This window comes from Anaerotruncus sp. 1XD42-93 (assembly GCF_009917605.1).
In the GTDB taxonomy this organism is placed as follows: Bacteria; Bacillota; Clostridia; order Oscillospirales; family Ruminococcaceae; genus Anaerotruncus.
Genome location: NZ_QZEG01000021.1, coordinates 1 through 21,578, shown reverse-complemented (window position 1 = coordinate 21,578; position 21,578 = coordinate 1). Strand labels below are relative to the sequence as shown.

At 58.7% G+C, this 21,578-nt stretch carries 14 protein-coding genes; 7 read left to right on the top strand and 7 right to left on the bottom strand.

What is annotated here, in order from left to right:
• Positions 1 to 33: 33 nt before the first annotated feature.
• Positions 34 to 1,584, top strand: coding sequence for an FGGY-family carbohydrate kinase (locus D5269_RS09420; protein ID WP_120484622.1), 1,551 nt, complete (start codon positions 34 to 36; stop codon positions 1,582 to 1,584).
• A 78-nt stretch (positions 1,585 to 1,662) separates the two neighbouring features.
• Here the strand turns inward: D5269_RS09420 and D5269_RS09415 are convergent, their stop codons facing one another.
• The 3 genes from D5269_RS09415 to ppdK all read right to left on the bottom strand — a co-directional run bounded on the left by D5269_RS09415 (position 1,663) and on the right by ppdK (position 6,509).
• Positions 1,663 to 2,340, bottom strand: a complete 678-nt coding sequence (locus tag D5269_RS09415; RefSeq protein ID WP_016316382.1) for a HEAT repeat domain-containing protein — start codon at positions 2,338 to 2,340, stop codon at positions 1,663 to 1,665.
• A 1-nt stretch (position 2,341) separates the two neighbouring features.
• Positions 2,342 to 3,460 (bottom strand): DUF362 domain-containing protein, encoded by a 1,119-nt coding sequence (locus D5269_RS09410; protein ID WP_016316383.1) that lies wholly within the window; start codon positions 3,458 to 3,460, stop codon positions 2,342 to 2,344.
• A 418-nt stretch (positions 3,461 to 3,878) separates the two neighbouring features.
• Positions 3,879 to 6,509 carry a pyruvate, phosphate dikinase gene (ppdK, locus tag D5269_RS09405; protein WP_166545165.1) on the bottom strand — a complete coding sequence of 877 codons (2,631 nt, stop codon included), beginning with the start codon at positions 6,507 to 6,509 and terminating at the stop codon, positions 3,879 to 3,881.
• A gap of 322 nt (positions 6,510 to 6,831) precedes the next feature.
• Here ppdK and glmU point away from each other — a divergent pair, with 322 nt between their 5' ends.
• The 6 genes from glmU (at position 6,832) to gpmI (ending at position 16,735) form a co-directional block, all read left to right on the top strand.
• Positions 6,832 to 8,229 (top strand): bifunctional UDP-N-acetylglucosamine diphosphorylase/glucosamine-1-phosphate N-acetyltransferase GlmU, encoded by a 1,398-nt coding sequence (glmU, locus tag D5269_RS09400; protein ID WP_120484603.1) that lies wholly within the window; start codon positions 6,832 to 6,834, stop codon positions 8,227 to 8,229.
• A gap of 233 nt (positions 8,230 to 8,462) precedes the next feature.
• Positions 8,463 to 9,083 (top strand): aminoacyl-tRNA hydrolase, encoded by a 621-nt coding sequence (gene pth / locus D5269_RS09395; protein WP_051142469.1) that lies wholly within the window; start codon positions 8,463 to 8,465, stop codon positions 9,081 to 9,083.
• 31 nt (positions 9,084 to 9,114) lie between these two features.
• Positions 9,115 to 12,576, top strand: a complete 3,462-nt coding sequence (mfd, locus tag D5269_RS09390) for a transcription-repair coupling factor (RefSeq protein ID WP_016316396.1) — start codon at positions 9,115 to 9,117, stop codon at positions 12,574 to 12,576.
• Positions 12,577 to 13,051: 475 nt separating this feature from the next.
• Complete coding sequence (locus tag D5269_RS09385; protein ID WP_120484602.1) at positions 13,052 to 14,269, top strand: phosphoglycerate kinase; 1,218 nt, start codon at positions 13,052 to 13,054, stop codon at positions 14,267 to 14,269.
• A gap of 149 nt (positions 14,270 to 14,418) precedes the next feature.
• Positions 14,419 to 15,192: a triose-phosphate isomerase gene (gene tpiA / locus D5269_RS09380; RefSeq protein WP_016316398.1), complete on the top strand. Its 774-nt coding sequence runs from the start codon at positions 14,419 to 14,421 to the stop codon at positions 15,190 to 15,192.
• Between the two features lie 25 nt (positions 15,193 to 15,217).
• Complete coding sequence (gene gpmI / locus D5269_RS09375) at positions 15,218 to 16,735, top strand: 2,3-bisphosphoglycerate-independent phosphoglycerate mutase (protein WP_120484601.1); 1,518 nt, start codon at positions 15,218 to 15,220, stop codon at positions 16,733 to 16,735.
• A gap of 115 nt (positions 16,736 to 16,850) precedes the next feature.
• On the opposite strand, the gene D5269_RS09370 is transcribed toward gpmI, so the two are convergent.
• From D5269_RS09370 to D5269_RS09355, 4 genes are all read right to left on the bottom strand, one after another.
• Positions 16,851 to 17,228 (bottom strand): DUF5655 domain-containing protein, encoded by a 378-nt coding sequence (locus tag D5269_RS09370; protein ID WP_120484600.1) that lies wholly within the window; start codon positions 17,226 to 17,228, stop codon positions 16,851 to 16,853.
• An 80-nt stretch (positions 17,229 to 17,308) separates the two neighbouring features.
• Positions 17,309 to 18,526: a cofactor-independent phosphoglycerate mutase gene (locus D5269_RS09365; RefSeq protein ID WP_016316401.1), complete on the bottom strand. Its 1,218-nt coding sequence runs from the start codon at positions 18,524 to 18,526 to the stop codon at positions 17,309 to 17,311.
• Positions 18,527 to 18,684: 158 nt separating this feature from the next.
• Complete coding sequence (gene thrC / locus D5269_RS09360) at positions 18,685 to 20,175, bottom strand: threonine synthase (RefSeq protein ID WP_120484599.1); 1,491 nt, start codon at positions 20,173 to 20,175, stop codon at positions 18,685 to 18,687.
• A gap of 110 nt (positions 20,176 to 20,285) precedes the next feature.
• Positions 20,286 to 21,416: a DUF4317 domain-containing protein gene (locus D5269_RS09355; protein ID WP_120484598.1), complete on the bottom strand. Its 1,131-nt coding sequence runs from the start codon at positions 21,414 to 21,416 to the stop codon at positions 20,286 to 20,288.
• Positions 21,417 to 21,578: the final 162 nt, after the last annotated feature.

Below are 21,578 nucleotides of genomic sequence, written 5' to 3'. Positions count from 1 at the left end.
AGATGGAACGATGACAAAAAGAGGAGAGACACCATGGGAAACGCTTACTTTATGGGTATCGACACCGGTACCAACTCCAGCAAGGGCGTGCTGATGGACGAGAGCGGCAAGGTCGTCGCCCTCCACGCCACCACCCACGCCATGACCAACCCCAAGCCCAATCACTATGAGCACGACGCGGAGAAGGACTGGTGGGGGGATTTTTGCACCATCAGCAAGGCCCTCATTGAGAAGTCCGGGGTGGACCCCAAGGACATCAAGGCTGTGGGCGCCAGCGCCCTGGGGGCGGACTGCCTGCCTGTGGACAAGGACTGCAACCCTCTGCGCAAGGCCATCCTCTACGGCATCGACGCCCGGGCCACCGACGAGATGGCCCAGCTCACGGAGATGTACGGCGAGGAGCAGATCTTGGCTTGGTATGGCCGGCCTCTCTGCTCCAGCGATGTGATGCCCAAAATTTTATGGATCAAAAATAAGGAGCCGGAGGTCTACGCCAAGGCCCACAAGTTCCTCACCGGCTCCAGCTATATCACCGCCAAGCTCACCGGGGAGTATGTAGTGGACCGCTTCTTGGGTCTCGCCAGCTTCAACCCCCTGTATGATCCCAAGACTTGGCAGCCGGTGCCCAAGTACTGCGAGCCCATCTGCCGCCCCGACCAGCTGGCCACGGTGAAGGAAGCGGCGGACATCGCCGGGACTGTCACCGCCAAGGCCGCCGCGGAGACCGGTCTTGCCGAGGGCACGCCGGTGATCACCGGCACCGACGACTCCGGGGCAGAGGCTATCAGCTCCGGCGTGGTAAAGCCGGGACAGATGATGCTGCAGCTTGGCTCCTCCGTGTACATGATCCTTGGCACAGAGACCTTGGTGGATGACGAGCGTCTTTGGCGGGAGGAGTTCATTGTCCCCGGCCTCTGCGACATCTCCGCCGGCACCAACGCCGCCGGCAGCCTCACCAAGTGGTATCGGGACAACATCTTCCCTGAGGCCCTGGCCTTGGAGCAGGAGGGCGGTTCCGATGCCTACCAGACCATGATGGAGGGCGTGGAGGCCGTCCCCGCCGGCAGCGAGGGGCTTGTTACCCTGCCCTACTTCGCCGGGGAGCGGACGCCGGTGAACGATCCCAAGGCCCGGGGCGTGGTTTTTGGCCTGACCCTATCCCACACCCGTGCCCACCTGTACCGCAGCGCCCTGGAGTCTGTGGGCTACTCCATCGCCCAGCAGATCGCCCTGATGGAGAGCCACCCGGAGGTACATCTGGATCGGATTATCGCCGTAGGCGGCGGCACCCAAAACCCGGTATGGATGCAGATTATTGCCGACATTTTAGGCAAACCAGTGGACACCCCGCTGGAAACGGTGGGGGCCTGCTTCGGTGACGCCATGATGGCGGCGCTGGCGGTAAAGCATCCGGGATTTGAGAGCTATGCCAGTTTGACCAGCTTTATTAAGCCTGGCCGGACCTATGAGCCGGATATGGAGAAGCATAAGGTATATGAGACCTATCAGAAGGTTTACCGTGCTTTGTATGAGAGTACCAAGTCTCTGGCCCATACGCTTAGTGACGCGGCGGTAAAAGAATAGTGCCGCGTCTGCCGATGTGTGCAAAACCAAAGCAGGAGCCAGTCCTTTTGGACTGGCTCCTGCTGTATTGTGCGCTTGTCAGCGGGAGGGTTCCCACGGGTCCGGTTCTCCGGCGGCACGGGCGCGGATGCGCTCGATGGCAATTTCTGCGCTGAGCTTTACATCCCGACTGCGGCTGCGGAGGCGCGGCTCTATCAGCGGGATATCCTCCGGTGTGCCGATCCTCCCTAACGAGGCCTGGGCGTAGATGATCTCCTGCCGGTACGTCTTCTCATCCTCTTGGCGGAGATACCAGCGCAGGGCCTCCCGGCTCTCCTCCGCAGAGCAGGCCCCCAGGGCCCGGATGGCGCTGTAGCGGACAGTCCACTGCTCGTGGCGGACGCACTGAAGGATGGGGGCAATGTCCATCTCCGCCGGGATGGGCAGGTCACGGAGGAGGTCCAACAGGGGATAGAGGGCATACTTGTTCTTCTCCATCGTGAGGCGGCCGATCAAATAGGCACAGCCCTCCTCGGTGAAGTGGTTTTTCAAAATTTTCCCGTAGACAAAATAGGCGTCACAGCGGATCTGCCGCTCCTTGGGCTTCGGGTGGGTGGCGATGATCGCCTCCAAGAGGGGGAGGAGGGATAGGTCATCGAGGGTTTCCGCCTCCCGGCAGGCCTTCCAGCTCACACTGTCCCGGCTGTCCGCCGTCTGCTCCACAGTCCCCATTCGGGCAATCAGGTCCTGCAAATAGTCAGTGGTGCTGTCGGTCATCCTATTTTACCTCGATCAGGGTGTACGCCTGCTGGCCAATGCCGATCTTCTCGGCGTGCTCCACGCAGCTTTTCCAGTTGGTCTCCGGGTGCTGGGCGCCGAAGTGGTCCTCATGGCAGTGGCCCTCCCCCTGCGCCTCGTAGAGGGCGCTGCCGATGTACACGGGCATGGCGTTCACCGCATCGGCGCAGGCCACGTCGATGGCCACCGGGTCGAAGGAGGCAAACATGCCAACATTCGGCACCATGGGCACATCGTTCTCCCCGTGGCAGTCACAGTAGGGGGAGACATCCATCACCAAGTTGATGTGGAAGCCGGGCCGGCCATGGACCACCGCCTTGGCATACTCGGCGATCTTACAGTTGAGAATGTCGTTGGCCTCGTCCTCGGCAGGCTGGATGGCGTCCACGGGGCACAGTCCGATACAACGGCCGCAGCCCACGCACTTGGCGTGGTCGATGGAGATCTTCCCGTCGGTCATGGCGGGGGCATCGTGGGCACAGATCCGCTGGCAGGCGCCGCAGCCGATGCAGAGGTCCCGATTGGTAAAGGGCTTGCCGGCGCTGTGCATCTCCATCTTTCCCGCCCGGGAGCCGCAGCCCATGCCTAAGTTCTTCAGCGCACCACCGAAGCCTGTGCACTCGTGGCCCTTGAAGTGGTTCAGGGAGATGACAATGTCCGCGTCCATCACGGCCCGGCCGATCTTGGCCTCCTTCACATACGCGCCGCCCTCCACCGGGACGTAGGCCTCGTCGGTGCCCTTGAGGCCGTCGGCAATGAGCAGGTGGCAGCCGGTGGTGGTGGGGGAGTAGCCGTTGACATAGGCGCTCTCCAAGTGGTCCAAGGCGTTCTTCCGGCCCCCCACATAGAGGGTGTTGCAGTCGGTGAGGAAGGGCTTGCCGCCTCGGGCGCGGATGAAATCCGCCACCACCTTGGCGTAGTTGGGCCGCAGGTAGGACAGGTTCCCCGGCTCACCGAAATGGATCTTGATGGCCACGTACTTGTTGGTGAAGTCGATCTTGCCCATGCCGGCCCTGTCCAAAAGGCGCTCCAGCTTATTCAGCAGACTGTCGCCAGGGCGGGCCCGGAGGGTGGTGTAGTAGACATTGGAGGGTGTCATAGGATTTGGGTTCCTTTCTTTTAAACTGATGGAAACAGGATATCATAGATTGCCGGGAACTGCAATATATGACTTTGATAGGGATATCCTCTGAGAAAAAAGAGCCCCGCCGCTATAAACGGCGGGGCCTCTATTGATCTTAGCGTATTACCGAAATTGTCGTAGGGCAATGTGATTTATTCTGTAAGGGGCAAAGTCGTTTATCCACCCCGGCCCTTGGGCCGGATGCCCCTACTCCATGGTGATATAGCGCAGAATGTTCCGAAAATCCTTATATTAGGCAGGGAAAGGATAGTCCGGAGGACAAAAATAAGACCCCGCATCGTGAGATGCAAGGTCTTATTTTTCTATGTCGGAGGCTAAGTGTTATTGCCCTGCACAGGATAAATCACATTGCCCTACGACAAACCGTTTCTGTTTAGCGCGGTTTTTTGATTGCGGCCTGTGCAGCAGCCAGACGTGCGATCGGCACGCGGAACGGCGAGCAGGACACATAATCCAAACCAGTGTTATGGCAGAACTCGACAGTGCTCGGGTCGCCGCCATGCTCACCGCAGATGCCGAGGTGGATGTCCGGACGGGTTGCGCGGCCCAGTTTGGCAGCCATCTCGACCAGTTTGCCCACACCGGTCTGATCCAGTTTCGCGAACGGATCCGACTCGTAGATCTTCTTATCATAGTAAGCGCCGAGGAACTTGCCGGCATCGTCACGGCTGAAGCCGAAGGTCATCTGGGTGAGGTCGTTGGTACCGAAGCTGAAGAATTCAGCCTCTTTGGCGATCTCGTCCGCAGTCAGAGCGGCGCGCGGGATCTCGATCATGGTACCGACTTTATATTTCATGTCGCTCTTCGCGGCAGCGATCAGCTCGTCCGCGGTCTTGACGACAACGCTCTTGACATAAGCCAGCTCCTTGACCTCGCCGACCAGCGGGATCATGATCTCAGGAACCATCTTCCAGTCGGGATGTTTGGCCTGGACGTTGAGCGCAGCCTCGATGACCGCGCGGGTCTGCATGGCAGCGATCTCCGGATAGGTGACAGCCAGACGGCAGCCACGATGGCCCATCATCGGGTTGAACTCGTGCAGGCCGGCAATGATCGCATGGATGTCCGAAACGCTCTTGCCCATCGTCTTTGCGAGCGCGGCAATATCCTCCTCAGCGGTGGGGACGAACTCATGCAGCGGCGGATCAAGGAACCGGATGGTGACCGGGTTGCCCTGCATTGCCTCATAGATGCCCTCAAAGTCGCCTCTCTGCATCGGCAGCAGTTTTGCCAGTGCTGCCTCGCGCTGCTCAACAGTATCCGAGCAGATCATCTCGCGGATAGCTGCGATACGGTCGGTCTCGAAGAACATGTGCTCGGTACGGCAGAGGCCGATACCCTGTGCGCCAAAGCTCATCGCCTGCTGCGCATCCTTCGGGGTGTCGGCATTGGTGCGGACCTTGAGCTGACGGTACTCGTCCGCCCAGCCCATCAGACGGCCAAAGTCGCCGCCGATCGAAGCCTCGACCGTCGGGATCGCCTCGCCGTAGATGTTGCCGGTCGAGCCATCGAGCGAGATATAGTCGCCCTCGTGGTAGGTCTTGCCGGCGAGGGTGAAGCACTTGTTTTCCTCATCCATTTTGATCTCGCCGCAGCCCGAGACACAGCATGTGCCCATGCCGCGCGCGACAACCGCCGCATGGGAGGTCATACCACCGCGGACGGTCAGGATGCCCTGCGAATAGTGCATACCTTCGATATCCTCCGGGGAGGTTTCAAGACGCACCAGAATGACCTTTTCGCCCTTCTGTGCCCACTCGGTCGCATCCTCAGCGGTAAAGACCACCTTACCACAGGCAGCACCCGGGGAGGCCGGCAGCGCGGAACCGATCGGTTTGGCAGCTTTGAGCGCTTTCGCGTCGAACTGCGGGTGCAGCAGCGCATCGAGCTGTTTCGGGTCGATCATGCAGACTGCTTCCTTCTCGGAGATCATCCCTTCGTCCACGAGGTCACAGGCGATCTTCAGTGCAGCGGCAGCGGTACGCTTACCGTTACGGGTCTGGAGCATGAACAGCTTTCTGTCCTCAATGGTGAACTCCATGTCCTGCATGTCGCGGTAGTGGTTCTCGAGGCGGCCGCAGATCTCTACAAACTGGTTATAAGCTTCCGGCATGACTTCGGCCAGCTGGTCGATCGTCTGCGGGGTGCGTACGCCCGCGACAACGTCCTCGCCCTGGGCGTTCATCAGGAACTCACCAAACAGCTTCTTCTCACCGGTTGCAGGGTTGCGGGTGAACGCAACGCCGGTACCCGAATTGTCGCCGGTGTTGCCGAAGACCATCATCTGGACGTTGACGGCAGTACCCCAGCTCGAGGGGATGTCGTTCATGCGGCGGTAGTAGATCGCACGAGGGTTGTCCCACGAGCGGAAGACCGCCATGATCGCGCCCATAAGCTGCTCTTTCGGGTCGGTCGGGAAGTCGACGCCCTTTTTCTCCTTATATTCAGCCTTGAACTGACGCGCCAGCTCCTTGAGGTCGTCGGCATCCAGCTCGGTGTCCATCTTGACGCCTTTTTTCTCTTTCATCTCGTCGATCAGCTTCTCGAAGTAAGCCTTGCCGACCTCCATGACAACGTCCGAATACATCTGGATGAACCGGCGGTAGGAGTCATACGCAAAACGCGGGTTGTTGGTCTTTTTCGCCATGACTTCGACCACTTCGTCATTCAGACCGAGGTTGAGGATGGTGTCCATCATGCCCGGCATCGAAGCGCGTGCGCCCGAACGGACCGAAACGAGCAGCGGGTTCTCGAGGTCGCCGAACTTCTTGCCGGCAATCTCTTCGAGTTTGGCGAGGTTGGCGTAGATTTCCGCCTGGATCTCTTCGTTGATCTTCTCACCATCAGCATAGTACTGGGTGCATGCCTCGGTTGTGACCGTGAACCCCTGCGGGACAGGCATTCCAAGACCTGTCATCTCCGCCAGGTTCGCACCCTTGCCTCCGAGCAGCTCACGCATTGAGCCGTTGCCCTCGGAGAACATGTAAACAAATTTTTTGCCCACTTTAATCTACCTCCATTACTTTAGATCACTCTGGTAGCATTGACCAAGCTATATTATAACAAACCCGCTGTGGTTTTTCCAGTGTTTTGCTAGGAAAAAGTGCATTATTTCCAAGAAAAAAACAAGAGATTTTTAGGGGATTTGCCCCCGCCATCCGGCAGGCCAGCGAAAAACTTCCGGCAGGCGGCAAAATTCCCGTCCAATCCCTTGCAAACCCGAAAAAAAATTGACATAATAGAAGACGCGAACGGTTCTTTGGGTTCGCGGTTATTTGCAGAAAAAAGCCGGCGGCGAAACCGTCAGCATACAGGGGGGAAGTTCCATGGAACAACAGGACAGACGCAGGTTCGCGGTCATTCTCGCGGCAGGGGACGGGAAACGGATGGGGTCCGACCGTCCGAAGGTGCTCTGCGAGGTGCTCTTCAAGCCGATGCTCCGCTGGGTGGAGGATGCCTGCCGCGCAGCGGGCATTGACGAACTCTATATCATAGCAGGCGACCAACAGGACCTGCTTGAACAGGCCGTTTCCCCGGGCTGCCGTTTTTTCCGGCAGCCGGAGCGCCGCGGGACCGGCCATGCGGTGATGATGGCGTCCGAGACGTTTGCACAGGGGGGCGACCTTCTGGTGCTCAACGGGGACGCGCCGTTCGTCTCGCCGCAGGCGATCAATGCGGCATATGCGGAACACCTGTCGCAGGGGTGCGCGGTGACGCTGATGACCGCAAAGCTGGAGGACCCGTCCGGTTACGGGCGGATCCTGCGGGGGGAGGATGGAAGGGTGCTCGCGATCGTCGAGCAGAAGGATGCCACCCCTGAACAGCTTCAGATAAAAGAGGTCAATCCGGGCGCTTATTGGTTCCGTACCGAATTCCTGCGGGATGCGCTGCCCCGCCTGACCTGTCAGAATGCGCAGGGGGAATACTACCTGACTGATACTGTCGGCCTCGCGTCTGCGGATGGGCTGCGGGTGGGCGGCTGCGCCGCGCCCGATCCGGACACCGCCCTCGGCGCGAACGACCGCCGCGCGCTTCAGCAGCTCAACGAGTGTGCGCGCCGGCGGATCATCCAACAGCATCTGGATAATGGAGTGGACATCCCGTTCAGCGACGGGATCGTGATCGGGCCGGAGGTTGAGATCGCGCATGATGCGGTGATCCTGCCCGGGACGATTTTGCGGGGCAAAACCCGGATCGGTGCACATGCGGTGATCGGGCCCAATTCGTATCTGGTCGATTCACAGGTCGGGGAAGGCTCCCACATCAATGCTTCCTACCTCACCGATTCGACGGTCGGGAGAGGCAGCTCGGTCGGGCCGTTCTCCCAGCTCCGCCCCAACTCCCACCTCGGCGACGGGGTCAAGCTGGGCGACTTTGTGGAGATCAAAAATTCGACGGTCGGCGATAAGACTTCGGTTGCGCACCTGACCTATATCGGCGACAGCGATGTGGGCGCCTACTGCAACTTCGGCTGCGGGGTGGTCACCGCCAACTATGACGGCAACCAAAAGTACCGCACCACGATCGGGGACCGGGCGTTCATCGGCTGCAATACCAACCTGGTCCCGCCGGTCACGGTCGGCGAGGGGGCGTATACCGCCGCGGGTACCACGATCGACGAGGATGTCCCGGCGGGCGCGCTCGCAATCGGGCGGGTGCATCAGCAGATCAAAGAGGGCTGGTCGGACGAGAAGATCGCTTTCAAAAAGGACGCCAAAAAGTAACTGTATACATAAAAATGAAAAGTTTCGTCCACCTTTTCAAAGGTGGCGGTTTCCAAAGGCAGCGCCTTTGGCCGCGCTCCGAAGAGCGCGGAACACTTTATCCTGTGAAGCGTATTTTTCGGGTGAATTGCCGCCCGAAGGGTGGCAAGAGGGGGCTTTTTACAAGAGAAAAAGCCCCCTCCCAAAATAAACTGCAATGCAGGCGGGGGAGATCCACCCCGTCTGCAGGGAGAATGAAAACCATGTTTGAAATGTTTAAGCGGCGGCAGCCCGCCCCCACCGGGCCGGTGGAATTTTTGATTGTCGGGCTGGGGAACCCTGGCAGGCAGTACGAGTGCACCCGCCACAACGCCGGGTTCCTTGCGCTCGACTGCCTTGCTGAAAAGCTCGGCGTAAAGGTCGACCGGATCAAATATAAATCCCTCTGCGGGGACGCGATGATTGGGGAACATCGCGTCCTGCTGATGAAGCCTTCCACTTATATGAACCATTCGGGCGAAGCGGTGCGCGAGGCGATGCAGTTCCATAAAATCCCGATCGAGCGGGTGCTGGTCCTCTTCGACGACGTAAGCCTCGACGTGGGCAGGCTGCGCATCCGGCGCAAGGGCAGCGACGGCGGCCACAACGGCCTGAAAAGCATCCTCTATCTGACCGGAAAGGACACCTTCCCCCGTGTCAAGATGGGGGTCGGACAGAAGCCCCACCCCGACTATGACCTTGCCGACTGGGTGCTGGGGAAGTTTCGCAAGGAGGACACCGAGCTGCTGGACAAGATGTTCGATCATGCTGCCGAAGCCGCGCAGATGGTCGTCGAGGGGCAGATCGACCAGGCGATGAGCCGGTTTAACGGATGACTGATGAGGATAAAGATGAAGAGGAATATTTATGAACGGGTTTGAACAGCTGCTCTCGGGGATGCCCGAATTCCGGCAGATCAAAGCTGCGGTGGAGTCCCGGGACACCCCTGTGCTGGCGACCGGCCTTTCGGAGGTGCATAAGGCCCACCTGATCTATTCGCTCACCAGCCTGCTCGGAAAGCGCGGGCTGGTTGTCGCGTCCGACGAGGCGAACGCCATGCGCATCTGTGAGGACATCAACATCATGGCAGGGGAGCCGGTCGCGGCGTTCTATCCGTCCCGCGACCTGACCTTCCATGAGGTGACCGGTGTTTCCCACGAGTACGAGCACGCCCGGTTGAGCGTGCTCGGCCGGCTCTCCGCCGGAACCGCCCGGCTGGTGGTCGCATCGGCGCGCGCGGCGCTGCAATATACTATGCCTCCGGGGCTTCTGCGGGAAAAAACCCGCACCCTCAGAACCGGGGAGAGCTATCGGATGGAGGAGCTGCTCGCGTTTCTGGTGAGCGCAGGCTACACGCGGGCGGACCAGGTGGACGGGGTCTGCCAGTTTTCCCAGCGGGGAGGGATTCTCGACTTTTTCCCGCCGCATACCCCGGACCCGTTCCGGGTCGAGTTCTGGGGGGAGGAGATCGACACAATCTCAACCTTCAAGACCGACACCCAGCGGCGGGAGGATACGGTCAAACAGGTGGACATCCCGCCCGCTGCCGAGGTGGTCGCGGACAGTCCGTCCAGGCTGTGCCGCCTGCTGGAAACGGCGGCAAAATCCCTGCGGGGCACCCAGGGCAAACGCGCCAAGGAGAAGCTTGCACAGGAGATCGAAAAGCTCGAGGGGGGCGCGATGCCCGAATCGCTCGACCGCTGGCTGCCGCTGATCTATCCCGCGCCGGCGACCATCTTCGATTACCTGCCGGATGCGGTATTTTTCCTCTGCGATACCGGGAACTGCCGGGAGGTGCTGCGCAGCGCACAGGCCCAGAACAGCGAGGACATCAAGCTGCTGTTCGAGGAGGGCGTTCTCTTCAAAGGGTGCGACCGGTTCAACGAGGACTTTGTTGACTTGCAGCGCCATGCAGCCGAGGGATGTACGGTGCTGCTCGACACCTTTGTCCGGTCGGTCGGGGACATCCCGCTGCGCCAGCTTCTGAACATCAATGCGGTCCAGCTCTCCTCCTGGAGCGGGGAGTTTTCCGCTCTGCTCGAAGAGGTGCAGGCCTACACCGCCTCGGGCTATTGCATCGTGGTGTTTGCGGGGACGCCCCGCGCGGCGGCCACACTCGCCGAGGACCTGCAAAAACAGGGGATCAACGCGATCGAGTCGGAAAAGATCGGTGCATTTACCCCGCGGCTGGTCTATGTGGTGGGACGGAGCATGAGCGCGGGGGTCGAGTATCCCGACCTCAGGCTTGCGATCCTCTCGCAGGCCAAATCGGTCCGCCAGGGCATCAAAAAAAGGCCCCGCCACAAGGAGGGCAAGCAGCTCAAGGACATCAGCGACCTGACCCCCGGCGACCATGTGGTTCACATCGCACATGGGATCGGGGTGTTTGAGGGGATCGTCAAGCGGGAGATACAGGGGGTCGTCAAGGACTATATCAAAATCCGTTATGCCGGGACCGACACCCTCTTTGTACCGGTCACCCAGCTCGATCTGGTGACCAAATATGTCGGGGTGCGGGAGGATGCGGCGGTCAGGCTCAGCAAGCTGAATTCGGTCGAGTGGCAGAAGACCCGCGCGCGGGTGAAAAAAGCGGTCGAGGATATGGCCAAGGAGCTGACCGAGCTTTACGCCAAACGGATGCAGGTCAAGGGGCACGCATTTTCCCCCGACACCGATTGGCAGAACGATTTCGAGCGCCGGTTCCCGTACGACGAGACCGACGACCAGCTCCGGTGCATTGAGGAGATCAAGGCGGACATGGAGCGGGAATCCCCGATGGACCGGCTGCTCTGCGGGGATGTGGGATTCGGCAAAACCGAGGTTGCTCTGCGCGCCGCGTTCAAATGCGTGATGGACGGCAAACAGTGCGCGCTGCTCTGCCCGACCACCATCCTCGCCTGGCAGCATTACCAGACCGTCCGCCGCCGGATGGAGGGGTTCCCAGTCAAGGTAGACCTGCTCTCCCGGTTCCGCACCGCGCGGGAGCAGAAGCAGGTGCTCGACGAGCTGCGCCGGGGGGAGACCGATATCATCATCGGCACCCACCGGCTGGTGCAGAACGACGTGAAGTTTAAAGACCTCGGGCTGTGCATCATCGACGAAGAGCAGCGGTTCGGGGTGCGGCACAAGGAAAAGTTCAAGGAGATGCGCGCCAATGTGGACGTGCTCAACCTGTCGGCAACCCCGATCCCGCGCACCCTCAACATGGCGATGAGCGGTATCCGGGATATGAGCATCCTCGAGGAGGCGCCGCAGGACCGCCACCCGGTACAGACCTATGTGGTGGAGCACGACTGGGGCCTGGTCACACAGGCGATCGAACGGGAGATACGCCGGGGCGGGCAGGTGTTCTATCTGCACAATCGGGTGGAGAGCATCGACAGCTGCGCCTATAAAATCCAGCAGCTTGTGCCGTCCGCGCGGATCGTCACCGCACATGGCAAAATGAACGAGGAACAGCTTTCGGCGGTCTGGCGGCAGCTGCTCGACTACGAAGTGGATATTCTGGTCTGCACCACCATCATCGAGACAGGGGTGGACGTCCCCAACTGCAACACGCTGATTATTGAGAACGCTGACCATATGGGGCTTTCCCAGCTCTACCAGCTGCGCGGCCGGGTGGGGCGTTCAAACCGGCGGGCGTTCGCCTATCTGACCTTCAAGCCCGACCGGGAACTTTCGGACATCGCGACCAAACGGTTGGCGGCAATCCGGGAGTTTACCTCGTTCGGTTCCGGCTTCCGGATCGCGATGCGTGACCTTGAGATCCGCGGCGCAGGCAATATCCTCGGTTCTCAGCAGCATGGGCATATGGAGGCGGTCGGCTATGATATGTACCTCAAGCTGCTTTCGGATGCGGTCGCCGAACAGCGGGGGGAAGCCCCCACCCATGCCGCCACCGAATGTATGGTGGATGTGCGGGTGGGCGCGCATATCCCCGAGGAATATATCGACAACCTCGCCCAGCGGATCGACATCTATAAGAAGATCGCGGGCATCCAGACTGAGGAGGACGCGCTCGACCTGATCGACGAGCTGATCGACCGGTTTGGGGAACCGCCCGAGGCGGTCAAGGGGCTTGTGGATGTCGCGCTGGTGCGCAATACCGCTTCGCTCATGGGCATCCGCGAGATTTCCCAGCGCGGGGACGCGGTGCTGCTCTACCCCGAGGTGATGGATATGCAGCGTGCGGGAGCGCTCGCGGTCAAGCTGCGCGGCCGGGTGATGGTCAGCGCAGGCGCGAAACCGTATATCACGGTCAAAATCCCGCCGGGGTCGGAACCGCTCGACACCATCCGGGAAGCGCTCGCCGCGATGGACGAAGCTTAGAACCTGTTTGGTATCTTTGGCAAGGAGGCTTTTTCTCTTGCAAAAAGCCCCCTCTTGCCGCCCTTTAGGCGGCAATTCACCCGAAAAAAGCGCTTCACAGGCTAAGGCGTTCCGCTCGCTGCGGCGAGCGGCGGGGGCTCTGCCCCTCGACCCCGCCACCTTTGAAAAGGTGGACGAAACTTTTAGTTTCGATTTTTCAAACAGCTCCTAGATACTGTTCTGTATTCATAGGCGGCTCTCTGCGCCCATTCAGGCACAGACTTGAAAAGAATCATTCCGATTCTTTTCAGATGCTCCGATTATAAAATTCATACAAAATGCCAAAAATACTGGAAGAAGAGTCCGGAAATCATGGAAACCCCTTGCAAAAAAACAGCGTATGGATTAAAATAGCAGATAGATTGATGTGAAATTAACAAAGGCAGTCCGAGGCCGGTTTCTACCGTCCCGGGCTGCAACGAAAGGATGGCAGAAAATGACCTCATACAACAAAAAATCCGTGGACGACATTCAGGTTGCCGGGAAAAAGGTGCTCGTGCGGTGTGACTTCAACGTTCCGCTGAAAAATGGCGTCATCACCGATGAGAACCGGATCGTAGCGGCGCTCCCGACCATCAAAAAGCTGATGGCGGACGGCGGGCGTGTGATCCTCTGCTCCCACATGGGCAAGCCCAAGGGCGAGCCGAAACCCGAGCTTTCGCTCGCACCGGTGGCAAAACGGCTCTCCGAGCTGCTTGGCAAAGAGGTTGTCTTTGCGGCGGATGACAACGTGGTCGGCGAAAATGCCAAGGCCGCGGCGGCAGCCCTGAAGGACGGAGACGTCATGCTGATCCAGAACACCCGTTACCGCGCCGAGGAGACCAAGAACGGCGAAGCGCTCAGCAAGGAGCTGGCAGAGCTCTGCGAGGGACAGGTGTTTGTCAACGACGCGTTCGGCGCGGCCCATCGTGCGCATTGTTCGACCGTCGGCGTGGCTTCGTTCGTCAAAGAGGCGGCGGTCGGCTATCTGATGGGCAAAGAGCTCCAGTATCTGGGCAACGCGGTTGAGAACCCGGTCCGCCCGTTTGTGACCATCCTCGGCGGCGCCAAGGTTGCGGATAAACTCAATGTCATCGAAAACCTGCTCAACAAGGCCGACACCCTGATTATCGGCGGCGGCATGGCGTATACCTTCCTCGCGGCGAAAGGGTACGGCACCGGCACCTCGCTGCTCGATGCCGAAAAGATCGGTTACTGCAAGGAGATGCTTGCGAAGGCGGAGGAGAAGGGCGTCAAGATTCTGCTGCCGGTCGACTGCGTGATCGCCAAATCGTTCCCCAACCCGATCGACGCGGAAATCGCGATCGAGACGGTCGCGGCCGACCAGATCCCCGACGGCAAGATGGGGCTTGACATCGGCGAAAAAACCCGCGCCCTGTTTGCCGAGGCGGTCAAGTCGGCAAAGACGGTGGTCTGGAACGGGCCTATGGGCGTGTTTGAGAACCCGCAGCTTGCGAAAGGGACGATTGCGGTGGCGGAGGCGCTCGCCGAGACCGAAGCAACCACCATCATCGGCGGCGGCGATTCGGCGGCAGCGGTCAATATCCTCGGCTTCGGCTCCAAAATGACCCATATCTCGACCGGCGGCGGCGCGTCGCTCGAGTTCCTTGAGGGCAAGGTTCTTCCGGGGATTGCCTGCGTAAACGACAAATAAAAGTTCGCGCATCTGTCTCTGCGGGGCGCCGTTTTTCGGACGACGCCTGCGCGGAGGGAGGGGAAGCCGCTGTCCGGCAGAACGGGCGGCTTTCCCCTTTTGTCGTGAAAGATACCATATAATCATCAAAGTTAAAGGAGTGTCAGACGATGAATAAAGCACTGCGCAAGGCGGTTATCGCCGGCAACTGGAAGATGAACAAAAACCGTTCGGAAGCGGCGGCACTGATTAAAGAGCTGGGGCCGCTGGTCAAGGATGCGGATTGCGAGGTCGCGGTATGCGTCCCGTTCATTGATCTCGAAACCGCGCTTGCGGTTACTGCTTCGGATGCGGCAAATGTGAAGGTCGGCGCTGAAAACTGTCATTGGGCGGTATCGGGCGCATTCACTGGTGAAGTCGCGGCCCCGATGCTCGCCGAGATGGGGGTCTATTATGTGGTCATCGGGCACAGCGAGCGCCGCCAGTATTTTGGCGAGACCGATCAGACGGTTAACCAGCGGGTGCGTGCGGCGCTCGATGCGGGCTTGCATGTGATCCTTTGCGTGGGCGAGCTGGAAGCGCAGCGGGAATACGGCATCACCGAGGAGATTGTTGGGATGCAGACCAAGGTTGCGCTGCATGGCGTTTCGGCAGACGAGCTGAAACGGATCATCATTGCGTACGAGCCGGTCTGGGCGATCGGCACCGGCAAGACCGCCACCGCCGAGCAGGCGAACGAGGTCTGCTGCTATATCCGTTCGGTCGTTGCCAAGCTTTATGGCAATGCGGCTGCGGACGGTCTGACCATCCAGTATGGCGGCTCGATGAATGCGAAGAATGCGGCCGAACTGCTGGCACAGCCGGATGTAGACGGCGGGCTGATCGGTGGCGCATCGCTGAAAGCCGCGGATTTTGCCGAGATTGTAAAAGCGGCATCCAAATAACCGGCTGCAAAAGAGGGAGGCAACCATGAAAAAACCTTTGGCATTGATTATCCTTGATGGCTTCGGACACAACCCGCTGGAGTATGGCAATGCGATCGCGGCGGCGCATAAGCCGAACCTTGACAGGCTCTTCAGGGAAAATCCTCATACGCTGATCGGCGCATCGGGGATGGATGTCGGTCTGCCTGATGGGCAGATGGGAAATTCGGAGGTCGGACACACTAATATTGGTGCAGGCCGGGTGGTCTACCAGGAGCTGACCCGGATCACCAAGTCGATCGAGGATGGGGACTTTTTCGAAAATCCCGCGCTCAGAGGCGCGATGGACAACTGTGTCAAAAACGGTTCGTCACTGCATCTGCTCGGGCTCTGCTCGGATGGCGGGGTACACAGCCATAACCGGCATCTTTACGGCCTGCTCGAGATGGCAAAGCGGTGCGGGGTGCATAAGGTTTATGTGCACTGCTTTATGGACGGGCGGGATGTGCCGCCGACCAGCGGGCGCGATTACGTCGAGGAGCTGGAAATCGAGATGAACCGGTTGGGCGTCGGGCAGATCGCCACGGTGATGGGCCGTTATTACGCGATGGACCGGGACAACCGCTGGGAGCGTGTTTCGCGCGCCTATGATGCGATTGTCTACGGCAGGGGCAACTTCAATGCTTCGGCGGTTGACGCGATGGAAAAATCCTACGGCTCCGAGACGACAGATGAGTTTGTCGAGCCGACTGTCTGCCTGAAAGGGGCGGAGGTCCGCAGCGGGGATTCTATCATCTTCTTCAACTTCCGGCCCGACCGCGCCCGGGAGCTGACCCGCACCTTTGTGGACCCTGATTTTACCGGCTTTGAGCGGGAGAGCGGACGCAGGGAGACCTATTTTGTCTGCATGACCCAGTATGACGCGACGATGCCAAATGTGCAGGTTGCATTCAAGCCGGAGAGCCTGACCAACACGTTTGGAGAGTATATCGCGGACAACGGCCTGACCCAGCTCCGGATCGCCGAGACCGAAAAGTACGCACATGTGACCTTCTTCTTCAATGGCGGCGTCGAGGCCCCCTACCAGAACGAGGACCGCGCGCTGATCCCATCCCCGAAGGTCGCGACCTATGACCTCCAGCCCGAGATGAGCGCATATCTCGTGACCGATGAGGTGGTTAAGCGGATCGAGAGCGGAAACTACGACGTGATCATCCTCAACTACGCCAACTGCGACATGGTTGGCCATACCGGTGTATTCGAGGCGGCGCAGAAGGCGGTCGAGGCAGTGGATACCTGCCTTGGGCGGACCGTCGACGCGATTCTCAAGATGGGAGGATCGGCGTTGATTACCGCTGACCACGGCAATGCCGACCAGATGTATGAGCGGGATGGTTCGCCGTTCACCGCACATACCACCAACCCGGTGCCGCTGATCGTCGTCGGGCAGGGGAACTGTGAGCTGCGCAAGGGTGGCCGTCTGGCTGACCTCGCTCCCACCATGCTGAAAATACTCGGCCTGCCCCAGCCCGCCGAGATGACCGGCGAATCCATCATCCTATAATACAGCAAAAAATCAGAAAACCGCCGGACAGGATTTCCTGTCCGGCGGTTTTCTGCATCTGGCGATGGAACGGGGCTTCAATATCCCATCGCACCTTTTACAACCCACTATACGGTCATTTATATGCTGCAAAAGCAGCGGCCTCTTTTACCCATGCGATCAGTTCACCGTCGATCTCCTCTGTCTTGGAGATCAAAAGATGATGGGTCCAGCGGTTGGGATAGGGTTCTGTTGCAACGTCAATCCGGGGAGACTCCACCTTCCGATCCAGCCCAAAAGTTATGACCAGATAAGGATTGGGACAGTCCTTTTTCTTCCGCACACGCGCGAATGACACACATGCAAACAGATGCCTGTTCACAAAGGAAATCTGCGTTTTCTGGACTTTGACTGTTACTCCCTCCAGTTCGGCAAAGATGCGCCTTTCAAACTGTTCGTAGAGTGGAAGCGCTGCCGGCATCTGGTTAAAAAAATGCAAAATAGCTTCATCCATCCGTATGTCTCCTTTACACACCAAAAATCAGGAGTAAAACCGGCGCGAACTGAAAAAAGGGCGGTGTGCTGTGTCCCGTTTCATTGAGCGGAGCTGATGAGCTGTTCCATCATCCGGTGGCCTTCGGGCAGATACAGGCCAGTCGCCTGTGCAAGCGCCTCGGTATAGCGTTCGGTGGGCAGCTCGCCCGCGCAGTCACTGCGGTAGAGCACAAACGGGACCGGCTCGGAAGTATGGGTACGGATCGACAACGGCGTCGGGTGGTCGGGCATCAGCAGGATCGAAAACGGCTCGCCCATCTCCCGCAGGGCGGGGAGGATGACACCGAGGATGTCGCTGTCGATCAGCTCGATCGACTTGACCTTGTTTTCGATCTCATGGCGGTGTCCGCATTCGTCAGGGGCCTCCACGTGGATATAAACGAAGTCACAGCCGCTGCGCAGCAGCTCGAGTGCGGCGTCTGCCTTGCCTCGGAAGTTGGTGTCCACGTTCCCGGTGGCACCTTCCACATCGACCGATTTCAGCCCGGCACAGATGCCGATGCCTTTTATCAGGTCAACCGCCGAGATCACACCGCCGCGTACCCCGAATTTTTCCTGGAAGGGGGAAAGCGCAGGTTTGGTACCCTCGCCCCAGAACCAACAGGAGGTAGCAGGATTTTTCCCGGCGGCAATCCGCGCCTGATTGATCGGGTGGTTGCGCAGCAGCTCACGCGAACGCTTCATCAGGGAGAGCAGCATGTCCCCATAGATGCCGGAAGGCAGGTGTTCCCGGATCGGCTTGAGAGAGATGTCATGCGGCGGGGTGCAGATGCTCCCGGTTTTGGCGTCGCGCAGAACCAGACAGTGGCGGTAGCTGATTCCCGGATAGAGGTTGCGGTTCTCGGTGTGGAACTGCTCGTTCAGATAGTTGATCAGCTCGGTGGATTCCGCGGTGGAAATCTCCCCCGCGGAGTAATCGACCATCGTGCAGTCCTCGTAGTTTTCCTCGTCCGAAAGGGTGACCAGGTTGCACCGGAAGGTTACATCACCCGCTCCGAGGTCGATCCCCATGCTGACTGCCTCAAGCGGGGAACGGCCGCTGTAATAAATTTTGGGATCATAGCCCATCGCCGAAAGGTTGGCGGTGTCCGATCCCGGCGGCATCCCCTCAGGGACCGTTTTAGCCATCCCGACTTTCCCGTTTTGGGCAAGAAAATCCATATTCGGTTTGACCGCCGCTTCCAGCGGGGTCCGGTTGCCAAGCTCCGGAACAGGGTAATCTGCCATCCCGTCACCCAGCATCACAATATATTTCATGGTATGTCGCTCCTTTTAGAAGAAATCATTTAGCGGGGGCTCTGCCCCTCGACCCCGCCACCTTTGAAAAGGTGGACGAAACTTTTGAAGAAAGAACAGGAAAAAAGCACACCTTGCGCCCGAAAATTTGCTCTGGCGTCAAACTTTTGGCTGTTCCTTTAGAGCAGCCAATCGGAGACAGCCTGCTTCATCTCCGCCGGCTGGATCACGCGGGTAAACCGTTCGGTTTTCTGCCGCAGTCCGGCAAGCGCGGCAGGTGCATGCATCTCGGATTTATCCTCAAGCTGCCCAAGCAACTCGAATTCGTCCCCCTGCGGCTGGGTCCCGAACGCGGCAGGCAGGACGCTCCCCGCAAATTTGAACGGGCTGGCAGTGGACGCGATCACCGTAGGAGTGAGGTCACCAGTTTTCTCCCGGTAGTTATGATAGACCTCCACCGCGACTGCTGTGTGCGTATCGCATAGGTAGCCTTTCTCGCGGTAGATACGCCCGATGCAGGCAGCGGTCTGCGCATCATCCGCGCACCCTGCTGAAAATTCTGCCTGCAACCGCTCAAGCAGCTCATTTTCCACCGTGTATTTCCCGGTAGTGGAAAGCTGCTCCATATAGCCCCGGACTTTTACATCATCCCGCCCGCAGAGCAGGTAGAGCAGCCGCTCCAGATTGGACGAGATCAAAATATCCATCGAGGGGGAGCTGGTCAGATAGAAGGCCCTGTTGCGGTCATAGGTGCCAGTGGTGATGAAATCGGTCAGGACGTTGTTCTGATTGGAAGCGCAGATCAAACGGGAGACCGGAAGCCCACACTGTTTGGCAAAATAGGCGGCAAGGATGTTCCCAAAGTTTCCGGTCGGCACCACAATGTTGATCGGGTCGCCCAGTTTGATCTTCCCACTGTTGACCTGGGAGATATATGCAGTGAAATAGTAGGCAATCTGCGGGGCAAGTCTTCCCCAGTTGATCGAGTTTGCGGACGAAAGCAGATATCCCCGCTCGGCCAGCTCCTGCGCGAACGGCTGATCGGTGAAAATCCGTTTGACCCCGTTCTGGGCGTCGTCAAAGTTGCCCTTTGCCGCAAACACCATGACGTTGCCACCCTCCTGGGTGGTCATCTGGAGTCTCTGGATATTGCTTGTCCCGCCGTCCGGATAAAAAACGCAGATGCGGGTACCCGGTACATCCGCAAACCCTTCAAGCGCGGCCTTTCCGGTGTCACCCGAGGTCGCCACAAGGATAACAACCGTCTTGTTCTCACCAGTCTTTTTGAGCGAAGCAGTCAACAGATAGGGTAGAAGCTGAAGTGCGAAATCCTTGAATGCGCAGGTCGGGCCGTGGAACAGTTCCAGAATGGCAGCCTGCTCGTCAAGCTGGACGACTGGCGCCACTTCCCGAGGCGGGAATTTAGCGGGCGCATACGCCTTGCCGATGTATTCGCGCAGCTCTTCCTTGGTGAAATCGGTCAGAAACCGGGAGAGTACCTCGGTGGCGCACCCCACATAATCCTGTTTGGACATCGCCTCAATGTCAGAACGTGTAAACTGCGGCAAGCTCTCGGGCAGGAACAGCCCTCCGTCGGGAGAAAGCCCCGAGACAATCGCCTGTGCCGCGCTCACCCGACAGGCGTTGTCGCGTGTGCTGATATAGTCCATCTTGCAAAACTCCTTTTCAAAAACTGTGCGTGAACAGCGTACAGTTGTATTTGCCAACTACATCATAACACAATTTCAGCCGCCCCACAACAGAAATTTTCAAGCCGGTTTCAGGAGATTTGGATGGGGACCCCATTTACCTCGACCTCTTCATCCGCCCGGATCAGGATATATTTTTTTCCGTCGATGACGCGGGTTTCGATCAGGTCACTCCGCTGTGGATTTACGCGAATGGTGACATCTGGCGTGCGCAGTTCAAACTGCTTGACATCCATCAGATTGCCTGGGCAGAATTCCGCATCTTCACCGAATTCAGCCGCACATTGCCCTTCAAATGCCTGTGTATGTTCCTCCGAAATCCCGCAGGATTGGAGGATTGTCTTGACCTCCTGCCGGGAGACAACCAGCGGTTCAGGCTCCTTGTTTGCCTTGTGTTCCTCGATCAGATCGCTGAATTTTCCATGTACGGCCTGTACAACCTCAAGGCGGCATTCAGATTCAAGTGCCTCCTCAAGGATTGTTTGGAACGTTTCCTTCTGCGCTTGTGCGGGCATCGGCAGTTCGCTTTGGAATACCGCAGAGACGAAGTCCTGGTGGTTTTCCCCCGCATCGCGGGTATAGTAGAGCGCGTTGTAAAGATTAGCACTCCGATCGTCAAAGGCCGGGAAGAGGAAGCCCAGTTCGGGGGCAGCAACCAACCAGTCGATCCGGCAGTTCCGCAGGGTGTTTTCAGAGAGATAATAGCTGAGCGCGGGCTTGGTCTCTTTGACCGGGCATATCGCACACAGAATATAGGAAAACACTTCGGAAGAGGCGTCATCCTGTCGCTCTCCGTCGGATGACCGGTAGGGAACATCGTATGTATCATACGCCAGCAGGATGAGGTAGTTCCCCTCCAATACGTTGCTTTGGATTACCCGTTGGAAAAATGCCTGCATTGATTCGGGATCTTTGAGGGACGAGCTGCGCAGCGCCATCAACAGACGGTGTTCGTCGCTGTCTACCACCTGTTGGGTGGTGAAGGTGATGTCGAGCAGGTTTTTACCCAATGCGCCAGACAATGCCCGTTTGAGGGTCGTGAGCAGCTTTTCTGCTTCCTCTTCGGGCATCAGGGAGAGCGGTTGATCGAATTGGGATACAATTTCCTGCTTTTCGTTGACATAACATCCGCAGACGTGGGTAATGTTGTTTTTTTCCGGCTTGAGGCGACGTCGGAGTTCGGCGATCTCTTTTTCGTTCATTTTTGATTCTCCTTTGTTTTGGTGTCGGGAAAAGAACTGGAAAACAATTTAAAAGTTTTACGCGATTTTTTTCAAAAAATCGCGGGGTCGAGGGGCAGTGAGGCAACGGAAGTTTGGATTCCAGCCCAAACTTCCGGGGCGCAAGCGCCCTTCTTCGGGGGA

What these genes read in the sequence shown, in the direction of transcription:
- D5269_RS09355 (WP_120484598.1), bottom strand. Translation starts at nt 21,416, where the DNA reads ATGAACGAAAAAGAGATCGCCGAACTCCGACGTCGCCTCAAGCCGGAA.
- D5269_RS09410 (WP_016316383.1), bottom strand. Translation starts at nt 3,460, where the DNA reads ATGACACCCTCCAATGTCTACTACACCACCCTCCGGGCCCGCCCTGGC.
- D5269_RS09370 (WP_120484600.1), bottom strand. Translation starts at nt 17,228, where the DNA reads ATGGATGAAGCTATTTTGCATTTTTTTAACCAGATGCCGGCAGCGCTT.
- D5269_RS09420 (WP_120484622.1), top strand. Translation starts at nt 34, where the DNA reads ATGGGAAACGCTTACTTTATGGGTATCGACACCGGTACCAACTCCAGC.
- D5269_RS09365 (WP_016316401.1), bottom strand. Translation starts at nt 18,526, where the DNA reads ATGAAATATATTGTGATGCTGGGTGACGGGATGGCAGATTACCCTGTT.
- pth (WP_051142469.1), top strand. Translation starts at nt 8,463, where the DNA reads ATGAAAACCATGTTTGAAATGTTTAAGCGGCGGCAGCCCGCCCCCACC.
- glmU (WP_120484603.1), top strand. Translation starts at nt 6,832, where the DNA reads ATGGAACAACAGGACAGACGCAGGTTCGCGGTCATTCTCGCGGCAGGG.
- mfd (WP_016316396.1), top strand. Translation starts at nt 9,115, where the DNA reads ATGAACGGGTTTGAACAGCTGCTCTCGGGGATGCCCGAATTCCGGCAG.
- D5269_RS09385 (WP_120484602.1), top strand. Translation starts at nt 13,052, where the DNA reads ATGACCTCATACAACAAAAAATCCGTGGACGACATTCAGGTTGCCGGG.
- gpmI (WP_120484601.1), top strand. Translation starts at nt 15,218, where the DNA reads ATGAAAAAACCTTTGGCATTGATTATCCTTGATGGCTTCGGACACAAC.
- tpiA (WP_016316398.1), top strand. Translation starts at nt 14,419, where the DNA reads ATGAATAAAGCACTGCGCAAGGCGGTTATCGCCGGCAACTGGAAGATG.
- D5269_RS09415 (WP_016316382.1), bottom strand. Translation starts at nt 2,340, where the DNA reads ATGACCGACAGCACCACTGACTATTTGCAGGACCTGATTGCCCGAATG.
- thrC (WP_120484599.1), bottom strand. Translation starts at nt 20,175, where the DNA reads ATGGACTATATCAGCACACGCGACAACGCCTGTCGGGTGAGCGCGGCA.